The 19,789-nt window shown below is 60.9% G+C and carries 15 protein-coding genes; all 15 read right to left on the reverse strand.

Features of this window, described 5'->3' with window-relative positions; genetic code table 11:
• Positions 1 to 7 precede the first annotated feature (7 nt).
• The gene (locus tag QMX93_RS06745; protein ID WP_282353907.1) at positions 8 to 673 is read right to left on the reverse strand and encodes a NeuD/PglB/VioB family sugar acetyltransferase; all 666 of its coding nucleotides are present in this window, start codon (positions 671 to 673) and stop codon (positions 8 to 10) included.
• On the reverse strand, positions 670 to 1,785 hold the full coding sequence (locus QMX93_RS06750) for a DegT/DnrJ/EryC1/StrS family aminotransferase (RefSeq protein ID WP_282353910.1): 1,116 nt from the start codon (positions 1,783 to 1,785) through the stop codon (positions 670 to 672). Before QMX93_RS06750 ends, QMX93_RS06745 begins: the two co-directional genes overlap by 4 nt.
• Positions 1,782 to 3,008 (reverse strand): class I SAM-dependent methyltransferase, encoded by a 1,227-nt coding sequence (locus tag QMX93_RS06755; protein WP_282353912.1) that lies wholly within the window; start codon positions 3,006 to 3,008, stop codon positions 1,782 to 1,784. The genes QMX93_RS06750 and QMX93_RS06755 overlap by 4 nt, the downstream gene beginning before the upstream one ends.
• A complete protein-coding gene (rfbC, locus tag QMX93_RS06760) occupies positions 3,005 to 3,565 on the reverse strand; it encodes a dTDP-4-dehydrorhamnose 3,5-epimerase (RefSeq protein ID WP_282353915.1) in 561 nt (186 codons plus the stop codon). Before rfbC ends, QMX93_RS06755 begins: the two co-directional genes overlap by 4 nt.
• Positions 3,562 to 4,644: a CDP-glucose 4,6-dehydratase gene (gene rfbG / locus QMX93_RS06765; RefSeq protein ID WP_282353918.1), complete on the reverse strand. Its 1,083-nt coding sequence runs from the start codon at positions 4,642 to 4,644 to the stop codon at positions 3,562 to 3,564. The genes rfbC and rfbG overlap by 4 nt, the downstream gene beginning before the upstream one ends.
• Positions 4,626 to 5,399: a glucose-1-phosphate cytidylyltransferase gene (gene rfbF, locus QMX93_RS06770; RefSeq protein ID WP_212544216.1), complete on the reverse strand. Its 774-nt coding sequence runs from the start codon at positions 5,397 to 5,399 to the stop codon at positions 4,626 to 4,628. Before rfbF ends, rfbG begins: the two co-directional genes overlap by 19 nt.
• 279 nt (positions 5,400 to 5,678) lie before the next feature.
• Positions 5,679 to 9,275, reverse strand: a complete 3,597-nt coding sequence (locus QMX93_RS06775) for a glycosyltransferase (RefSeq protein WP_282353920.1) — start codon at positions 9,273 to 9,275, stop codon at positions 5,679 to 5,681.
• 105 nt (positions 9,276 to 9,380) lie between these two features.
• The gene (locus tag QMX93_RS06780) at positions 9,381 to 10,949 is read right to left on the reverse strand and encodes a flagellar hook-associated protein 3 (RefSeq protein WP_282353922.1); all 1,569 of its coding nucleotides are present in this window, start codon (positions 10,947 to 10,949) and stop codon (positions 9,381 to 9,383) included.
• Positions 10,950 to 10,962: 13 nt separating this feature from the next.
• Positions 10,963 to 13,008, reverse strand: coding sequence for a flagellar hook-associated protein FlgK (flgK, locus tag QMX93_RS06785; RefSeq protein ID WP_282353925.1), 2,046 nt, complete (start codon positions 13,006 to 13,008; stop codon positions 10,963 to 10,965).
• A 24-nt stretch (positions 13,009 to 13,032) separates the two neighbouring features.
• Positions 13,033 to 14,331, reverse strand: a complete 1,299-nt coding sequence (gene flgJ, locus QMX93_RS06790; protein WP_282353927.1) for a flagellar assembly peptidoglycan hydrolase FlgJ — start codon at positions 14,329 to 14,331, stop codon at positions 13,033 to 13,035.
• 11 nt (positions 14,332 to 14,342) lie between these two features.
• Positions 14,343 to 15,431 (reverse strand): flagellar basal body P-ring protein FlgI, encoded by a 1,089-nt coding sequence (locus tag QMX93_RS06795; RefSeq protein WP_053118300.1) that lies wholly within the window; start codon positions 15,429 to 15,431, stop codon positions 14,343 to 14,345.
• A 27-nt stretch (positions 15,432 to 15,458) separates the two neighbouring features.
• Positions 15,459 to 16,154 (reverse strand): flagellar basal body L-ring protein FlgH, encoded by a 696-nt coding sequence (gene flgH, locus QMX93_RS06800; RefSeq protein ID WP_053118299.1) that lies wholly within the window; start codon positions 16,152 to 16,154, stop codon positions 15,459 to 15,461.
• A 51-nt stretch (positions 16,155 to 16,205) separates the two neighbouring features.
• Positions 16,206 to 16,991, reverse strand: coding sequence for a flagellar basal-body rod protein FlgG (flgG, locus tag QMX93_RS06805; RefSeq protein WP_053118298.1), 786 nt, complete (start codon positions 16,989 to 16,991; stop codon positions 16,206 to 16,208).
• A 45-nt stretch (positions 16,992 to 17,036) separates the two neighbouring features.
• Positions 17,037 to 17,777: a flagellar basal body rod protein FlgF gene (locus tag QMX93_RS06810; protein ID WP_053118297.1), complete on the reverse strand. Its 741-nt coding sequence runs from the start codon at positions 17,775 to 17,777 to the stop codon at positions 17,037 to 17,039.
• 326 nt (positions 17,778 to 18,103) lie between these two features.
• A complete protein-coding gene (locus QMX93_RS06815; RefSeq protein ID WP_282353932.1) occupies positions 18,104 to 19,669 on the reverse strand; it encodes a sigma-54-dependent transcriptional regulator in 1,566 nt (521 codons plus the stop codon).
• Positions 19,670 to 19,789: the final 120 nt, after the last annotated feature.

Consider the following 19,789-nt stretch of genomic DNA (forward strand, 5'->3'; position numbering starts at 1 on the left):
CGACGGATTATTTGAAAACCCGGCCGTCTTGAAAGGAATCAGGGTTGGTCTTGATGATTTTGCCGGGGTTGCCGACCACGACCGCGTAATCCGGAACGTCTTTGGTCACCACCGCGCCAGCGCCGATCGTCGCCCAGCGACCGATGCGGATACGCGGCAGGATGCTCGCGTTGGTGCCGATAAAAGTGCCGTCGCCAATCTCGCAGCAACCCGAGACACTGACGCCGTGAGCAATGAACACCGAGTTGCCGACATGGCTTTCATGGGCAATCAGGGCGCCCATGTGAATGCTGCTGTTGTCGCCAATACTCACTTCGGCTTGTAGCTGCACGCCTTCCTGCAAGTAGTTGCCGACGCCCATACGCGTCATCGTCAGGTCGATCGACGGGTGGATGAAGTTGCCCAACTGGCCGCCGGCTTCGACGATGCTGCAGGTGGTCTGATAGCGCGTGGTGGTGCTGCCGGTGATCAGGTTGACGAAGCGCACGTCGTCGCCCTTGAGCTCCGCCACGCGATCAATTCCGCCGACCACTGGCAAGCCGTAAAACAGCGTGCCTTGCTTCGCAGGATCGTTGTCGAGGAAGAAAAACTGCTGATTCGGCACCGCGCGTTGAATGGCCTGAATCATGCGCAGGGTTTCCGGATTGGCGGCGCCCAGTAGATAGACCTTCACAGTTTTCCCTCAAGAACAGTGCGCACCACATCAATGACCCGGCGCTGATCGGCGTCGGTCATGTCGTGGTAGCTCGGCAAGTTGATTGCACGGCCCGGCAACGAAAACGCCACCGGCGTATGCACAGGCACATCGCAGAACATCGGCAATTCCGACAACGGCCAGAAGAACACCCGCGCGTCGATATTCGCGGCCTGGAACGCAGCGATCAGCGTTTCCCGGGTAATGCCGGTGGCTTCGTCGAACACCACCGTCGGCATCCAGTAACCGTTTTGCGCGTGCGCCGGTTGCGGGTTCATCGACACGCCCGGCAGTGATGCGAGGGCCTGCGCGTAGTTGTCGAAGATCGCGCGTTTGCGCTGAATCAATGCGTCGACACGCTCGATTTGCGCGCAACCGATGGCGGCTTGCACATTGCTCATCTTGTATTTGTAGCCGACGAAATCCGGCCAGAATTGCCGCGTACTGGCGGCCACGCGACCGTGGTTTGACAAGGTCAGCACGCGCTCGTACAAGGCTTTATCGGAGCAGACGAAAATACCGCCCTCGCCGGTGGTCATGGTCTTGGTGCCATGAAACGAGAACGCCCCGAACGCACCCAGCGAACCCGCCGGCGCACCGCGCCATTGCGAGCCGATGGCTTCAGCGGCGTCTTCAATGACCGGCAAGTTGAACTCGCGGCCGATCGCCAGTAACGCGTCCATGTCGCAAAGGTTGCCGTAGATGTGCACCGCCAGAATCGCTTTGGTGCGCGGGGTGATGGCGCGGCGAACCTGTTCTGGGTCGAGGCACCAACTGTCCGGCAAGACGTCGACGAACACCGGGGTCGCACCCAGATAAGTGATCGGTGCCGCCGAGGCGATCCAGTTGGTGTTCGCGAGGATGACCTCGTCGCCAACCCCGACATTCAACGCGGCCATGCCCATGTGCAAGGCGCCGGTGCAGCTCGACGTGGCGATCGCATACGGCACGCCCATGTGCTCGGCGAAGGCTTTTTCGAAACGGTTGATGTATTCGTAGCAGCGCTCGCCCCAGCCATTCTGCACGGCGTCGAGCACGTACTGGGCTTCGAGCTCGCCCACACTCGGTTTGGTGTAGTGAATTCGGCTCATCGGATGATCAACTCAGGAATGGCAATGACAAAACGACCGTCCCAGGCACGGATGCCGGCAAACGCCTGGGTGATCTCGTCCAGCAGGTTCCACGGCAGCACCAGCACGTAATCCGGCTTCTCGATTTCAATGCGTTCCGGCGCAACAATCGGAATGCGGCTGCCGGGCAAAAACTTGCCCTGCTTGTGCGGATTGGCATCAGCCACCCAGGCGAGCAAGTCGGGTTTGACCCCGGCGTAGTTGAGCAGCGTGTTGCCCTTGGCCGCCGCGCCGTAACCAACCACGCGTTTGCCGTCGGCCTTGGCCTGCAACAGAAAGCGCAGCAGTTCATGTTTGATGCGTTCAGCGGCGGGCGCGAGGGTCGCGTAGTACTCGGCGGTTTTGACCCCGGCATCGAGTTCGGCCTGCAACTGCTGCTGCACTGCGGGTTGTACGGGGCGACGTTCGCTGTCCTTGCGCTGGACGAACACGCGCAGAGATCCGCCGTGGGTGTTCAGTTGGCTGACGTCGAACACTTGCAGACCGTTGCGCTCGCACAGTGTCTGCACGGCGGTCAGCGACAGGTAGGAATAGTGTTCGTGATACAGCGTGTCGAACTGCGCGCCGGCCATCAGCGTCAGCAGTTGCGGGAATTCGAAGGTAGCAACGCCGCTCGGCTTGAGCAGCGTGGCGAAACCAGCGAGGAAATCATTGATGTCCGGCACGTGCGCGAGCACGTTATTGGCCGCCATCAAGTCGGCACCCCAGCCTTCGCTGTTCAACTGCGCAGCGGTGTCGCGACCGAAGAACAGTTCGCGAATCTCCAGAGCTTTTTCTCGTGCAGCTTGCGCGGTGCTGCGGGTCGGCTCAACGCCAAGGCACGGAATGCCACGCGCGGCGACGTATTGCAGCAGGTAGCCGTCGTTGGCAGCGATTTCCACCACGCGGCTGTCAGCGGTCAGGCCAAAGCGCTCGACCATCTCGGCAACGTAACGCTCGGCGTGCGCCAGCCAGGTGCTGGAAAACGAACTGAAGTAGGCGTACTCAGCGTCGAACAGGCTGTCGGCGCGGGTGTAATCCTCGGTCTGTACCAGCCAGCATTGCTGACACACGGCGACCTTCAACGGTACCCATTGCTCGGCCTGTTCCAGGCGATCAGCGTGCACATAAGCGTTCGACGGTGGCGAGGTGCCGAGGTCGATCAACGGCAGGCTCAGCGGTGCGGCGCACCCACGGCAGTTCATAGACGCACTCCAGCGAAGTGTTGATCGAGCGCAGGATGGCTGGAATCGCGCGCTGACAAATTATTGACAGGCAACGGCCAGGCAATCGCCAGCCGTGGGTCGTTCACCGACAAACCGCCCTCGTGCTCCGGCGCGTAATCGGCGCTGTGCAGGTAAAGCAATTCAGCATCCTCAGTCAGCGTCTGAAAACCGTGGGCGAACCCGGCAGGAATCAGCAGACCGCGACCATCGCCAGCCTTGAGGTGCTCGGCGTGCCAGTGCAAAAACGTTTCTGAATCGGGGCGCAAATCCACCGCCACATCCCACACTTCACCGCGCAGGCAAGTGATGAGTTTGGCTTCCGGCGCGTTGGCATTCTGATAATGCAAACCGCGCACGCTGCCCTTCTCGCGAGTGCAGGAATGGTTGATCTGGCGGATATGAAACTCAGCGCCAAACGCGCTCAGGCTGCCTTCGCAAAACAACCGCGCGAAGTGCCCGCGCTGATCTTCGAAGCGCTTGTGCTGGACGCTGAACAGTCCGGCCAGCGGCAACGCCTTCAGGGAAAACTCGCTCACAACGCGCCTCGGTACAGGTTCAATTGGCCGAGGGTCACGGCGCGCATGTCATCGCCGTTCTGCCACGCCAGATGCCAGTCGAGGGTTTGCGTCAGACACTGTTGCAACGTCCAGCGCGGCTGCCAACCGAGCAGTTGCCGCGCGCGACTGCTGTCCAGACGCAACAGACCGGCCTCGTGCAATTCACTCGGTTCGATGCGCAAACCCCGCGCTTGCGGCCAGCGACTGGCGAGCAGTTCAACCACTTCGCCGACGCTGCACATGTCCGCCTCGCCGGGGCCGAAATTCCATGCGCCGGCGTATTCCGGGCCTTGCTCGTAGAGCCCAGCGGCCAATTGCAGATAACCGGCCAGCGGCTCCAGCGCGTGCTGCCATGGGCGCACGGCTTGCGGGTAACGCAAGGTCACTGGCTCATCCGCCGACCAGGCTTTCAGTACATCGGGAATCAATCGCTCAGGGGCGAAATCACCGCCGCCCAACACGTTGCCGGCGCGCGCCGTGGCGAGGGCCAGACCATGCTCGGCGTACTTGTCCGCCGGGAAAAACGACGCGGCGTAAGACTGCGCCAACAACTCGCAACAGGCTTTGCTGCTGCTGTAAGGATCGTGGCCACCAAGGGCTTCGTCTTCACGGTACGGCCACAGCCATTCCTTGTTGGCGTAGACCTTGTCGGTGGTCACCAGCACACAGGCGCGCACGCAACCGACCTGACGAATCGCTTCGAGCAGGTTGAGCGTGCCCATCACGTTGCTGGAATAAGTACCGAGCGAATCGCGATAGCCTTCACGCACCAACGGCTGTGCGGCGAGGTGCAAAACGATTTCCGGCTCGGTGTCGGCGATGATCTCCAGCAGTGCGCCGAGATCGCGCAAATCACCGCGCTGATCGTTGATGCCTTCGTGTACGCGCGCCAGTTCGAACAGGCTCGGTTCGGTCGACGGATCGAGGGCAAAACCGCTGACCTCGGCGCCAAGGCTTTGCAGCCACAGGGTCAGCCAACTGCCCTTGAAACCGGTATGCCCGGTGACAAGAACGCGTTTACCGCGCCAGAAATCCGCACTCAGTCCCATTGCTTCCATGGGGCCTCCCCGCTTTGCCACAAGGCTTCGAGATGGTTCTTGTCGCGCAAGGTGTCCATCGGCTGCCAGAAACCGTCGTGCTGGTACGCCATCAGTTCACCGCGCTCGGCGAGACCGTCCAGCGGGCCGGATTCCCACGACGTGTCGTCACCGCTGATCAGCGGCAGAACCTTGGGCGACAGGACGAAAAAGCCGCCGTTGATCCAGCCACCGTCGCCGCGTGGCTTTTCGGTGAAACCGAGCACGCGATCGCCGTCACGATCCAGCGCACCATAGCGTCCCGGCGGTTGCACGGCGGTCACCGTGGCTTGTTTGCCGTGGGTCAGGTGGAAGTCGACCAGAGCGCTGATGTTCAAGTCAGAAACGCCGTCGCCGTAGGTAAAGCAAAAAGCTTCTTCGTTTTCCACGTAGCGTGCAGCGCGGCGCAGACGGCCACCGGTCATGGTTTCTTCACCCGTGTCGATCAGCGTCACGCGCCATGGCTCGCTGTAATTCTGGTGCACGTCCATGCGGTTTTCGCGCATGTCGAACGTCACGTCGGAGGTGTGCAGGAAGTAGTTGGCGAAGAAGTCTTTGATCGCGTAGCCCTTGTAGCCAAGGCAGATCACAAAGTCATGAATCCCGTGGGCGGAATACTGCTTCATGATGTGCCAGAGAATTGGCTTGCCACCGATCTCGATCATCGGTTTTGGCTTGAGGTGCGACTCTTCACTGATGCGCGTGCCCAGGCCACCCGCCAAAATTACTGCCTTCATCGTCTCCCCTCTTGCTCGTCACAGGGCTGCGCGTCGCTTGGTTGAGCGGCGGGCCTTCTGGCTAAACCTTTCTGCCGTTGCGAGCGCAGCGGACGTGACCGCGAGCGCTCGTTTTATGGCGATTTGAGGGGTACTTGCAGGAAACGCGCCAGCTCCATGAGCGCGCGATCAGTCAGATGAGATCCGCAGAACAGCGGGCTTCGAATGCAAAAAAGGGCCGCCTGATCAAGGATGATCAGGCGGCCCTTATTCAATCTGTCGATTGACCGCAGAATGGGCTCAATCGGCCAGCCAGCCATTTTCCCAGTAGCGCAAGTTATCGCCGCGCAGTACGTAATCACGCAGCACCACTTCACGCAATTCATCGCCCATGCGGTAGCTGGCGTCCGGGTCGGCCAGGTGCATGCGGATTGCTTGCAGCCATTCATCGGTGGTGTTGGTCTTGATCCGCGTGCACGGCAGGTAGCCGCGATAGGCCTCGGTGTCGGTGCAGATCACCGGGTAACCGCAGGCGCCGTATTCCAGCAAGCGCAGGTTGCTCTTGCAGTCGTTGAAAATGTGGAACTCCAGCGGCGCCAACGCCAGATCGAGGTTGAGGCTGGCCAGTTTCGCCGGGTACACGTCGAGGCCGATCACACCATGGAACTCGTGCATGTACGGACGCAAGTCATCCGGACACATACCGAAGAATACCCAGTCGACTTCGCTGGCCAGTTCACGCACGACATCGGCGATCACCGCCAGATCACCGTGGTGACTGGTGCCGCCCCCCCAACCCACGCGAGGTTTTTTCGAGGTACGACGCTGGCTGCGCAGATCGCTCCACAGGTGCTTGGCCAACATGTTCGGCACCACGCGGATATCGTGGTGCATCGAGGACAATGCGTTACCCAGTGGCGCGGTGGACACCACGACCCGGTCACACATGCCGATGGCACGGCGCACGAGTTTTTCCATCTCGTCCTTGTTTGGCATGTTACGGATGTGCGCGTTGCGATGCGGCACATCGATCACGTAGTCGTCGAGCTCATAGATGCGTCGCGCACTCGAGTACTTTTGCAGAATCGGAATTTCATTGATCGGCGCTTCGGCATAGCGCCCCTGCAAAATGATCACATCGGGTGACTGCCGTTCGACTTCGATGATTGTCGGCAAGTTGTAGTGAATACGCCCCAGCGCACGGCCGGCGGCTTCCAGCTCAATCAACGGCTGCGTCACCCGGTAGTGACCGATGGCCGAAGCGTTGACTGGTAACGCGAGAATTTTCGGTAATTGCGGCTGGGAGAACGGACTCCAGCCCGTACGCAGACCCGGGTCGAGGCTGAAGCTCGAACCGCCCAAACCGTTCAGCGACAGGTTGGCGTTGTACGCCGGGTCGCGCGCCACGATCGGCAACCAGCGCTTGTAGAACACCTCACGTTCCTGATCGCGCAGGGCCTCGTCATTTTCTTGCGACTTGACGGCGGGTTGCGCGCCCAGCGCCAGTTGCGCATACGGTGTCCAGGCCACCAGATAGCCTTGCTGGCCGATGCGCAGGCACAGATCCACTTCGCTGAACGACTGCGCCAGATCCTGTTCATCGAGTCCGCCGACGGCCTCGAACAATGTTTTGCGCACCAGCAGGCAATCACTGCCCACGGCGCTCAGATTGTGCGTGGCCAGCAAGCGGTACATGTAACCCGTCGCCTGCAATGACTCACCGTAAAACGGCACGCCCACGGGCCCGTGCAGACCGAGAATCAGCCCCGCATGCAGCACCCGACCGTCAGGATTGAACAGTTTTGCGCCGACCACGCCGACTTCCGGACGCTGGCCGTGCCGAAGCATTTGCGCCAGCCAATCCTCTTGGGTAATCACCGCATAAGGGTTGAGCAGCAACACATACTCGCCACGCGCCTGGCTGATCGCGGCGTTGCGCACGGCGGCCATGTTGTCCTGTTGCGGGCAGTCGAGCACACGAATCCGCTCGCTGCCCAATTGCGCCATGCCGTCAAACCAGATCTGCGCTTCCGCCGTTTCACTGCCGTTGTTCACCAGCAGCAATTCGTAATGGCCGTAGATGGTTTTCTCCAGCAGGCTTTCAACACAACGCTGCACGGCGGCAGCCTGATCCTTGCTGACGATGACGATCGACACCAGCGGCTGATGCGCATGCTGATATTCGATCCGGTTAAGCAATGCCGACGCGCCGGGGCTGATCGTGTGAGCGATGCCCAGGCGATCAAGGTGCGCGCTGACCACTTGTCTATTGCACTCGGCCATCTGCGATTGCGACAGCCATTTGGCCAGATCGAATGCCGACTCCAGCAAGACTTCGGCGACATGACCGATCGCCTGCGTGCCGTCGTTCTCGACCATGCGCCACAAGACGTCGTGCGGGGCCAGTTCGCCATGAACCGCATCCAGCCCACCCAGTGCAAGGAAGCGCTCGCGCTCGAAGGCCAGCGCTCTGCCGACATAGGGATAGCTGCGCATCAGATCGAGGTTGAAGTCCGGTTTGAACACCGGCTCGGTTGATTCACCGCGGTTCAGCCCGCCTTCATCGCTATAGAGACAGGTCAACGCCGGTGACAGGGCAATTCGCTCAGCCAGCACCAGCAACGCCGGCACCACCAGTCGATCGCCGGCACGCAACAGATAGAACCAGTCGGCGCCGTCCAGTTGCCCGAGGAGATCGTTGATTTGCTCTTGCCAGTTTTCCTGCAACGGCATGCGCACGACGCGTTCGTCGATCTGCGCTTCGGTGCAGGATGAGGAAAGCACCAGCGTCAATTCGGGTGGATATTCCTGCGCCGCGAGCGATTGCAACGTCTGCTCCAGCGCTGAACGACTGCCCTGCTCGTCGATGATCAACGGGACGATTTTCGGCCTGCGCGGCCACGCCGCCAGCGTATCCGGCAACAGCACACGCTGGCCTTCGGTCAGGCTGCGACAGGCCAGCCATTGGGCATACAGCTCAGCGAAACTGACACTGGTAATGCCGACGTGCCAATCCTGAGTGGTCTGCTTGGTGCCCAGCGTTCGGCTCAGCGGCAACTCTTCCCAGACGCGCGGTGACTCGCCAGCCTTGGTCATCGGCACATAACGCACCCAGCCCTGAGCTGGCGCGGATTCGCCGCTGCGGGCCTTGAGCATTTGCGTCAACCATTGCCGCTCGGCCGCGGCGGCATCGCGCATGGCTTGCTGCGTGCTCAATCGTTCAGGGTATAAGCGCTCGACGCTCAGCACGTGGTTGGACACCACCACATTGCCACGGCGCAGCAAGCAGACGTACAAGGCAAAATCGAGCGTGGCGACAAAACAATGCCCGGGCTGAGTCAGCGCTGGCAGCCATTCCAGCACATCGGCCCGGCGGAACAGCGCATTGCTGAATCCACCGAGAATGTTGACCGGAAAGTTTTCGAAGATCGCCAACAGATCCTCACCCTTGAACAACCCGCTCACGGGTGACAACGGGGTGTTTTCCAGACGCGACGGCAACGCCAGGTCATCGGCATCCCAGAACAGGCGCTGGGCCAAGACCAGATTGACGTCCGAGTGATCGATGAACGCTTGCGCCTGATGCTCGATACAGATGGAGAACATCTGATCGTCATCACACAGAAACTTGATGAAGTCGCCCCGTGCCTGCTCCAGACACGCCTGCAAATTGCCCACTAGGCCGAGCGTGCGCGGATTGCGCACATAGCGAATCGACGCGCCCGTGCGCTCGATAACGGCACTGACGGTCGCTTCGATATCTGCACCACGACTGTCATCGCAGACAATGATTTCGAGGTTGCCGTAGCTCTGACTGACGGCGCTGTTCAATGCCCGTTCAAAAAAACGCGGATTGAAGGCAGGAATGACCAGGCTGACAAGGGGAAGTGAATTCACGGCGGACTCGCAAGCGGCGGGAACCCGCCCGGAACAGCGAGCCCTCTGACACCGCAAAAGAAGACATTAAAACCAGGCAACCGGGCGCTTGCGCGCCCGCCACCATCAGATCTTGTTGAACAGGCCCAACTGAGAGATTTTGCTGAACGCCAGTTGCGCGGCCTGCAGCATGGTCTGCTGCAAGGTCAGGCGAGTCATGACTTCGGCCGGATCGGAATCGCGGATCGAGCCTTGAGTCGTCGAGTTGGCGGTGCTCAGGCTCTGGTTGGTGATGGTCTGCATATCCAGCGACTGACCGCGCGCACCGATCGAGGTGACGGCGGCGCCGATCTGGTTAGTCGCCGCGTCGATGTTGCCGAGCCCGGCTTCCATCGCCCCCTGGAATTTCTGCTTGGCCACCGGATCACCATCGATCGGCGTGTTCAGCGCGGTGACCATCTGACCCAGCGTGTCGAGGATATTCTGGGTCTGGTGGTTGTTCGGCTGAATCGCAAACTGATCGCCGGCCGCCGGCGTGTTACCCAGCGCAAACGTCACGCCCGCAGCGGTCGCGCTGCTGCCCGACACGGTGCCCGAGGACACTGGCTTGCTGTCTGCCGTGACGGGCGCGGCATACAGGTCGAACGCGGTGGCGCTGGTGAACTTGAGCACCGCGCCACCTTGCGGGAACGCGGCGGTGTAAGCGGCCTGATCGGTGATGCTCGAACCGGTGATGACCGACGTCGACGGGTTGCCCGGGCTGCGCGTTGTGGTGAACGAGTCCGGGGTCGAAGACAACTGGAACGTATGCCCGGCGATCACGGCGTCCGGGTCGGTGTCACCGGTTTTCAGGTTGATGTTCAGCTTCAGATCGACGCCACGGAAGTTGACCGTCTGGTTGGCCCCGGTGGTGTTGCTGACCACGCCGTTCTGGCTGGCTTCAGACGTCACGTCGTTGCCCAGCGCATCGGTGATTTTCAGCTGCGTGCTGCTCAGGAAGCTGACGGTGTAAGGCTGACCACCGGTGAACTTGCTGTTGTAGGTGGCGGCCGTGCCGACCGTACCGTTGGACAGCACCACGCGACCATCATCCACCGCCGGAGCGGTCATCTGGCTGGTGGTGCGCGCACTGTTGATGGTCTGCTGGAAAGCATCCCAACCGGTGGTGTTGGTGCCGACGGTCATGCCGTCGCCAATACCCAGATTGATGGTGGTCTGGTCACCGTTGTAGGTGAAGGTACCATCGGCGTTTTGCGAATACGGCGCGGTGTCGGTTTTCGAACCGGCGAACATGTAGTTGCCGTTGGCATCCTTGGAGTTCATCAGGCCCAGCACTTGTTGCTGGATCTGCCCCAGTTCTGCTGCGTACGCCTGGCGATCCTTGTCGGTCGCGGTGCCGTTGTTCGCGGCCAGGCCAAGATCCTTGGCACGCTGCAACGCGGTGGTGATGGAATCGAGGGTGGTTTCCTGCACGTTCAACGCATTCTTGGCGCTGTTGATGTTGCCGTTGTACTGATCAAGCAACGCAGCCTGCTGGCCCAGTTGCAGCAACCGGCCGGCACCGACCGGATCATCCGACGCGGTGTTGATCCGCTGCAGGCTGCTCGCCTCGCTCGCGGTGGCCACAGCCTTGTTGAAGTTACGCTGATAGTCCGACGCTTGCGTGCCGTAATACTGGGCGGTGGAAATGCGCATGAATTACGACTCCTTAAAGGCTGTTGATCAGCGTGGCGAAAGTTTCCTGCGCAGCTTTGATGATCTGCGAAGACGCTGTGTAGTACTGCTGATATTTGACCAGGTTGCCGGTTTCTTCATCGAGGTTGACCCCGGACAGCGAATCGCGCGCACCTTGCGCGTTATCCAGAATCGCCGTGGTCGCGGCGCTGTCAGACTTGCCTTGGGCAGTCTTGGTGCCGACGTTGGTCACCAGTTTGTTGTAGGCGTCGGTCAGGCTGATGCCCTTGCTCGCCGAACCGGTGTCGACCGTTTGTTTGGTTTGCAGACCGACCAGCGCTTGCGCGTTGCGGTTGTCCGAAGACGCCGCACCGGTGAGGTTCATGGTGAAGGTTTCACCGGACTTCGGCGTGCCGCCGACCGTGGTTTGCACGGTGAAGGTCTTCTGCACGTTCGGCGTGACGGAGGTGTCCATCACTGGATTGCCGTTGGCATCGAGGACGCCGACTTTCAGATTCAGTGTGTTCGACTGGCCAGGCACGATGGTGCCGGTGCCGATGTTCTGGCCCTTGGCGTCGACCAGCGTGTACGACTGACTGCCGCCGCTGGCGTCACCGAACACCAGTTTCACCGGCGTCGAATTCTTCAGCGCCGCCTGCATGTCAGCCTGGGCAGTCGGGTTGTAGATGTTGATCGTGTCGCTCAGCGTCGGCTGGGTGTAAGTGCCCAGACCGTTGGCGCTGGCGGAACCGGTCAGCGCACCCGCGGCGGCAATTTTCTTCGGATCGCTGAGCACCGTCTGAATGCTTGCGGCGGCATTACGCGTAGGGGTGATCTTGAAGCTGTCACCGGCGCTCAACGCACCACCGTTGAGGGCGAGGGTGAAACCGTCGATCACCGGCGGCGGATTGGTCGTGGTGCTGAACGTACCGAGGTCGGTGCCGTCGGAGCGCTTGACGCTGTAGTCGGTCGCGCTGGTGAACGTCACCTGATAATCGCTGGTGGTCAGCTTGCCGGTGTCCTTGATGGTCACATCAAGGTTGCCCGAACCGCTGCTGTTGCCGGCCTGCGCGATACTGCGCTGACTGATCAATGCGGCACTGTTGATGTTGTTGAAAATCGCCGCGCCGAAGTCACCGTTCTTGTCGATGCCTTGCGCTTGCTGGCTGTTGATCTGATCGGCGACTACCAAGGCCACACGGCCCAGCTCATTGAGCGACGGGTCGAGCACGTCTTTGCGATACGTCAGCAGACCACCGATCTCGCCACCGCTGATCACCGAAGTGATGTCGATGGTGCTCGAACCGCGATCCATCTGAATCGACATGCGCGACGGATCGTCTTTGCTGGCAACCATGCTCAGCGAGTTGGTGGTGTTGCCGATCACCAGCGGCTGGCCGCTACCGACATACACGTCGAAACTGGTGCCGCGTTCAACGACCTGCGCACCGGTCAGTTCGGAGAGCTGACGCACGGCTTCGTTACGACTGTCGAGCAGGTCGTTCGGCGCGCCGCCGCTGGTGGAAATCTCACCGATCTTCTGGTTCAGGTTGGCAATCGACGTGGCCAGTTTATTCACCTGGGCAGTCATGTCGCTGAGGCTGCCGTTGATGGTGGTGTTCTGGTCATTCAGTTGCTTGGCGAGGGCGTTGAAGCGGCTGCTCAGCGCTTGCGCACCGGTCAATACCGACTGACGCGAGGTGTCGTCGGTGGCCGAGGTCGACACGCCTTGCATCGAGGTGAAAAACTTCTGCAACACGCCGGTCAGACCGGTGTTAGTGTCAGACAGAATCGAGTCCAGCGGCGTGGCCTGCGCGAGGTACGACGCCGCTTCGCTGTTCAGCGAGGTCGCGGTGTGCAACTGCGATTCGAGGTACGAGTTGTAGACCCGACGCACGTCGGCGAGGGTCGTGCCCGTGCCGATAAAAACAGTGCCGTACTGCTGCGAGGCTTTGGTGCCTTGCACGGTTTGCTGACGTGAGTAACCGGCGGTGTCGACGTTGGCAATGTTGTTGCCTGTCGTAGCCAAAGAGGATTGGCTCGACGCCAGACCCGACATCCCGATATTGAGCAAACTCATGGTTCAGACCTTATACCTTGTGCCTTATAAAGGCGTGGTGGATACACCCGCCGCAGCGTAGTTTTGAAGATTGTTCATCTGCTTGGCAATTTGCGAAATCTTTGTCGCGTAGTTCGGGTCGGTGGCGTAACCGGCCTTCTGTAACTCGCGTACAAACTGTTCTGGGTTATCGGCCGACTTCAGCACATCTTGATAGCGATTATTGCTCTGCAGCAAAGTCACCAGATCGTGGAAGCTGTCCTTGTACGAGGCGTAGGAACGGAACTCGGCCGTCTCCTTGACCATCGCGCCATTGCGGAACTCGCTGGTGATGGCGCGGGCCGAATCGCCCTGCCAGTTGCTGCTCGCCTTGATGCCAAACAGGTTGTGGCTGCTGCTGCCGTCCTGCGCACGCATGACCGATTTGCCCCAACCGGTTTCCAGTGCCGCTTGCGCCACCAGATAACGCGGATCGACGCCGATACGGTCGGCAGCTTCCTTGGCCATCGGCAGCATGGTGTTGACGAATTCGTCGGCGGAGCTGAAGGCTTTTTTCGCCGGTGCCAGCGGAATCTGCGCCATGGCGCGGCCGTAGACCTGCATCTGCCCGCCGGAGGCTTTTTCGTTCTCGGCGCGGGCCAGCCAGTCGCCGTTGTACAGCGGGCCGGAACCGGTAATGGCGGCAGGCGCGGTCGCTTGCGGCAACGCATTGGATGCGCTGGTCGCGGTCGTGGCCGACGGCACCAAACCGGCGAGCAAACGATCGGTGAGTTTCGGCGGCAACGACAGACGACGCTTGTTGATCATCGCCATGTCATTGCTGTGCGACGTATCGGTGCTCGACACACGCCCGGAACGCGACGCCCACAACGGACGCTCGCCATTGACCCGCGACAACGGGCCGTTGATCGCGGTGGTGCCCGCCGCAATCGGCGTGACCACGCCAGCGGCTTTCGCCCGCGCTTCTTCCTGCTTGGCGGCGGACGCGGCCGCAGCCTCACCCGGCGCCATCGGTTTGTTCTTCTGCATTTGACGCAGCAGCACGTCTGCCAGGCCGATACCACCGCCCTCGCGGGACATGGACACCGCCAGTTGCTGGTCGGACATTTCCTGATATTGCTTGGCCGCCGGGGTGTTCAGCGGATTGTCCTGACCGAGGGTGTCGGTAGCCGAACGCATCGACTTGAGCATTTCACCGATGAACAGCGACTCGAATTCCTGCGCGACTTTGCGCATGTTGCCGTCGCTGTCCTTGTCGCCAACCTTGAGCTGATTCAGACGATTGAGGTCAGAGTACGAACCCGAATCGGCGTTGCTAACCAGACTGCCTTTGCGCATATCCATGATGGTCGGCCTCAGATCACGATCAGGTCGGCTTGCAACGCGCCGGCCTGCTTCAGTGCTTCGAGGATCGCCATCAAGTCACCCGGCGCCGCGCCGACCTGGTTCACCGCACGGACGATCTCGTCGAGGGTGGTGCCCGGGCCGAATTTGAACATCGGTTTGGCCTCTTGCTCGGCGTTCACCCGCGAGCGTGGCACTACAGCGGTCTGGCCGTTGGACAACGGGCCTGGCTGGCTGACGATCGGGTCTTCGGTGATGGTCACGGTCAGGCTGCCGTGGGTCACGGCGGCTGGCGAGACTTTGACGTTCTGGCCGATGACGATGGTGCCGGTGCGCGAGTTGATGATGACTTTCGCCACCGCCTGACCCGGATCGACTTCAAGGTTTTCGAGGATCGACAGATAGTCGACGCGCTGGCTCGGATCGAGCGGTGCAGTGACGCGTACCGAGCCGCCGTCGATGGCTTGCGCCACGCCAGGGCCGAGCATGTCGTTGATCTTGTCGACGATGCGTTTGGCGGTGGTGAAGTCGGAACGGTTGAGGTTCAAGGTCAGGCTGTTGCCTTGGTTGAAACCACTCGGTACCGAACGCTCAACCGACGCACCGCCGGGGATGCGACCGGCCGACGGAACGTTGACGGTGATCTTCGAACCGTCACGACCTTCCGCATCAAAACCGCCGACGACCAGGTTGCCCTGAGCGATGGCGTAAACGTTGCCGTCGATACCCTTGAGCGGGGTCAGCAACAACGTGCCGCCGCGCAGGCTCTTGGAGTTACCGATTGAGGACACGGTGATATCGACCTGCTGACCCGGTTTGGCGAACGCCGGCAGATCGGCACTCACCGACACCGCCGCGACGTTCTTCAACTGCACGTTGCCCGAACCCGGCGGCACTTTGATGCCGAACTGCGAGAGCATGTTGTTGAAGGTCTGCAGGGTGAACGGGGTCTGCGTCGTCTGGTCACCGGTGCCGTTAAGCCCGACCACCAGGCCGTAGCCGATCAACTGGTTGGAACGCACGCCAGAAATGCTGGCGATGTCTTTCAACCGTTCGGCGTGTGCAGTGAAAGCCGCAGACATCAACAGCGCGGCCACCATAAGGCTTTTCAGATTCAACGTAGCCACCTAGAAAGGGAACAGCGGGCTGAGGAAGAAACGGTCGAACCAGCCTGGCTGACTCGCATCGGCAAATGAGCCTGTGCCCGAGTAGGTGATGCGTGCATCGGCGACGCGAGTCGACGACACGGTGTTGTCGGTGGCGATGTCATCAGCACGCACCAGACCTGCAATGCGCACCAGCTCATCGCCGGTGTTCAGCGTCATCCACTTCTCGCCGCGCACGGCGATGATGCCGTTGGGCAGCACGTCGGCCACGGTCACGGTGACGGAGCCGGTCAGGGTGTTGCCCTGCGCAGCCTTGCTGTCGCCCTTGGTCGCGCGGTCGCCGCTGTAGCCAACGTCCAGACTCAAATCGTTACCGCCCAACGGGTTGTTGGTCACGCCGCTACCGCCGAACAGCGAGGTCAGGCCGATGCCGGTCTTGCTGTTCTTGGCCACTTGCGAGTTGGCGTTTTTGCTCGCCTGGGTTTTCTCGTTGAGGGTGATGGTGATGATGTCACCGACCCGGAACGCCTTGCGGTCGCTGTACAGGTTCTGTTCGAAACCGGCCTGATAGATCGAGCCATTGTTGGCCGCCGCCGGCAACGGCGTACGCGGCAACACCGGAGCGTAATAAGGGTCATTGGGCTTGGGCGTCGGTGCGACACAGCCCGCGAGCGAGACGACCCCACCCAATGCCAAAACAGATACGAAGCGTTTCATGACCCTACCTCACGGTGTTGCAGGCAGCCTCATGGCCGCCTCATAGACTGATTACAGATTCTGCGTTACGAACGAGAGCATCTGGTCGGCGGTGGAGATCACCTTGGAGTTCATCTCGTAAGCGCGCTGAGTGGTGATCATGTTGACCATCTCTTCAACGGTGCTGACGTTGGAACCTTCCAGGGTGTTCTGCAGCGTGGTGCCGAAACCGTTGAGGCCCGGGGTGCCGATTTGCGGCGCGCCGGAAGCAGCGGTTTCCAGGAACAGGTTGTTGCCCACCGCCTGCAGACCGGCCGGGTTGATGAAGTCGGCGGTTTGCAGGTTGCCGATCACCTGAGCGGCCGGGTTACCCGGAACGGTGATCGACACGGTGCCGTCAACGCCGACGGTGAAGCTCTGCGCGTTGTTCGGGATAACGATGGCTGGCTCCAGAGCGAAACCGCTGGCGTTGACGATCTGGCCATTGGAGTCGAGGTGGAAGGTACCGTCACGGGTGTAAGACGTGGTGCCGTCCGGCTGCAGAATCTGGAAGAAGCCGCGGCCGTCGATGGCCATGTCCAGCGGCTGCTCGGTGGTTTGCAGGCTGCCGGCGGTGAAGTTTTTCTGCGTGCCGACGATGCGCACACCGGTACCCAATTGCAGACCCGACGGCAGTTCGCTGTCCTGAGTCGACTGGGCGCCTGGCTGACGCTTGATCTGATAGAGCAAGTCCTGGAACTCGGCGCGGTCACGTTTGAAACCCGTGGTCGACACGTTCGCCAGGTTGTTGGAGATGGTGGTCAGGTTGGTGTCCTGGGCGGACAGACCGGTTTTGGCAACCCATAGAGCCGGAAGCATTCAATTCTCCTCGTGCGCCTGTTTTACGGCGCGACGTTCTGATAATTAGCTGATCTGCAAGACCCGAGCCATGGCCTGGTCGTCGTCTTTGGCGGTGTTCATCATCTTGACGTGCAACTCGAACTGCTTGGCCAGGGCCAGCACCGAGGTCATCTCTTCGACGGCGTTGACGTTGCTCGACTCCAGGAAACCCGAGACCAGTTTGACGTTGGCATCGGCCGGCGCAGGCTGGCCGTCCTTGGTGTAAATCGAGCCGTCGAGGCCCTTGTTCATGTTCTTGATGTCCGGGTTGACCAGTTTGATCCGGTCGACCTCCGCCATGACGCGCGGGCCTTCGCCCATCGCACGAATACTGATGGTGCCGTCTTCACCGACTTCGACTTGCTGCTCGGGCGGCACGGCAATCGGCCCGCCATTGCCCATCACCGCCATGCCGTTGCCGGCACGCAATACGCCGAGGGCATCGATGTTGAGGCTGCCGGTGCGCACGTAGCTTTCGCCACCGTTCGGGTTCTGCACGGCGATGAAACCGTTGCCGGTCACGGCGACGTCGAGGTCGCGACCGGTCTCGACCAGCGAGCCCGGCGAGAAGTCAGTGGCCGGCCGTTCGCTCATGGCAAACGCACGCGCCGGAAAGCTGTCACCAAACACCGGCATCGAACGGGCCTGTTCCAGGTCCTTCTGAAAACCGTTGGTGGAGATGTTCGCCAGGTTGTTGGCATGCGCCTTTTGCGCCAGCGCGTTCTGGCTGGCACCGGTCATTGCCACATAAAGGTACTTGTCCACACTCTTTCCTCTGCATGCCGGACGTTTGCCGCCCACTGCTGTACTGCTGAGCCATAAGCAATTTGCAGACCAACTTTTTTCTGGCGGCGTGCGGCCCGGTAAACAAAGGACTTGGGGGAGATTTAGAGGATTGGGGAAATGTATCGAAGTCGAAAAACCGGCGGTGTTATGCCGCTTGGCGGCAACAGTTCAAAAGATCGCAGCGTGCCGCAGCTCCCACATGATCGTTCCCACGCTCCGCGTGGGAATGCCTCAATGGACGCTCTGCGTCCGCTTTGGGACGCGGAGCGTCCCGGGTTGCATTCCCACGCAGAGCGTGGGAACGATCATGCGCTGCCCGAGTCTTTGCCGACTTCGTATTCGCGCAATTTGTTGGCAATCGTCGTGTGCGAAACCCCAAGCCGCTTACCCAACTGCCGACTGCTCGGGTGCTCTGAATACAGCCGCTCCAGCACCGCTTTTTCAAAGCGCCCAACAATCTCGTCCAGCCCGCCCTCCAGCGAAAAATCGCCAAGCGGCTGACGCACGCCGTAATCCGGCAGGCGAATATGCTCAGCCTTCACCGTCCCGCCATCACACAACGAAACCGCCTGAAACAACACGTTCTCCAGTTGCCGCACATTGCCCGGCCAATGGTAATGACTGAGCCGATCCATCGCCGCCGGTGCCAGTTTCGGCAACGGGCAACCGATCTGCCGACTGGCCTGATCGAGGAAGTGTTCAACCAGCGGCGTCAACCCATCAAGGCATTCGCGCAACGGCGGAATATGCAGCGAGAGCACGTTCAAGCGGTGATACAAATCCTGACGAAATTCGCCGAGCGCGCACAGTTCGGACAAGTCGACCTGCGTCGCGCAGATCACCCGCACATCCAGATAAACCTCTTCATCACTGCCGACCCGGCGGAAGCAACCATCCTGGAGAAAGCGCAGCAGCTTCACTTGAAGGCGCGGGCTCATTTCGCCAACGCCGTCGAGAAACAGCGTGCCGCCGGCGGTCAATTCCAGCAGGCCAAGTTTGCCTTCCGCACGCGCACCTTCGAACGCGCCGGGGCCGTAGCCGAACAACTCGGTCTCGGCCATCGACTCCGGCAACCCCGCGCAGTTAAGCGCCATCAGCGGCGATTGCCCGCGCGGACTGGCGAGGTGACAGGCACGCGCCAGCAATTCCTTGCCGGTACCGGTTTCGCCTTCAATCAATAGCGGTGCGTCGAGGGGCGCCATGCGTCGTGCCTCACGCACCACCGCCGCCATCACTTTCGAGCTCTGGAAGATGCTGTCGAAGCCACGCAGTTCTTGTTTGCGTACGTTGTAGATACGCTCGCCGACACGGTCGGCGCGGTGCAACGTGAGTACCGCGCCAGCCATGGCTTCGCTGTCGTCGTGTTCCGATTGCAGCGGCGCGATGTCGGCGAGAAACACGTCGCCCTTGACCTTCACGCGCATGCCGTTGATTCGCGACTTGTTGGCGCGCACCAGTTCCGGCAAATCGAAGTCTTCGGCGTAGCGCGACAACGGAATCCCCGGCACTTCATCGACGCGCACACCGAGCAACTGCGCCGCCGCGCGGTTGGCCGCGACAATCGAACCGCCCATGTCGATCGACAGCACTGGAAACTCCAGCGCGCCGAGCAACGCGTTCAATTCCATGTGCCGCCGCTCGCTTGGCATCAGCCCGACGCGCTTGACGCCGAACACCCCGGCAATCGCCTCGAATTTCGGGCGCAGGGCCTGGAACTGGATGTTGATCAGGTTCGGGCAGTGCAAGTAGATCGCGTTGCCATGCTCACCACCGACCTCGCCTCGCGCGACGTTGATCCCGTAGGCCACGAGCAGGTTGAGGATGTCGCGCAGAATGCCGATGCGGTTCTGACAGTGGACTTTGATACGCATATAAATCGCCCGAATAAACGATGAGAAACCTGTAGGAGTGAGCCTGCTCGCGATGGCGGTCGGTCAGTTGATATTGATGGCGCCTGATTCATAGCAATCGCGAGCCGGCTCCCTCCAACA

Source organism: Pseudomonas sp. PS01303, assembly GCF_029959385.1.
GTDB lineage: Bacteria > Pseudomonadota > Gammaproteobacteria > Pseudomonadales > Pseudomonadaceae > Aquipseudomonas > Aquipseudomonas rustica.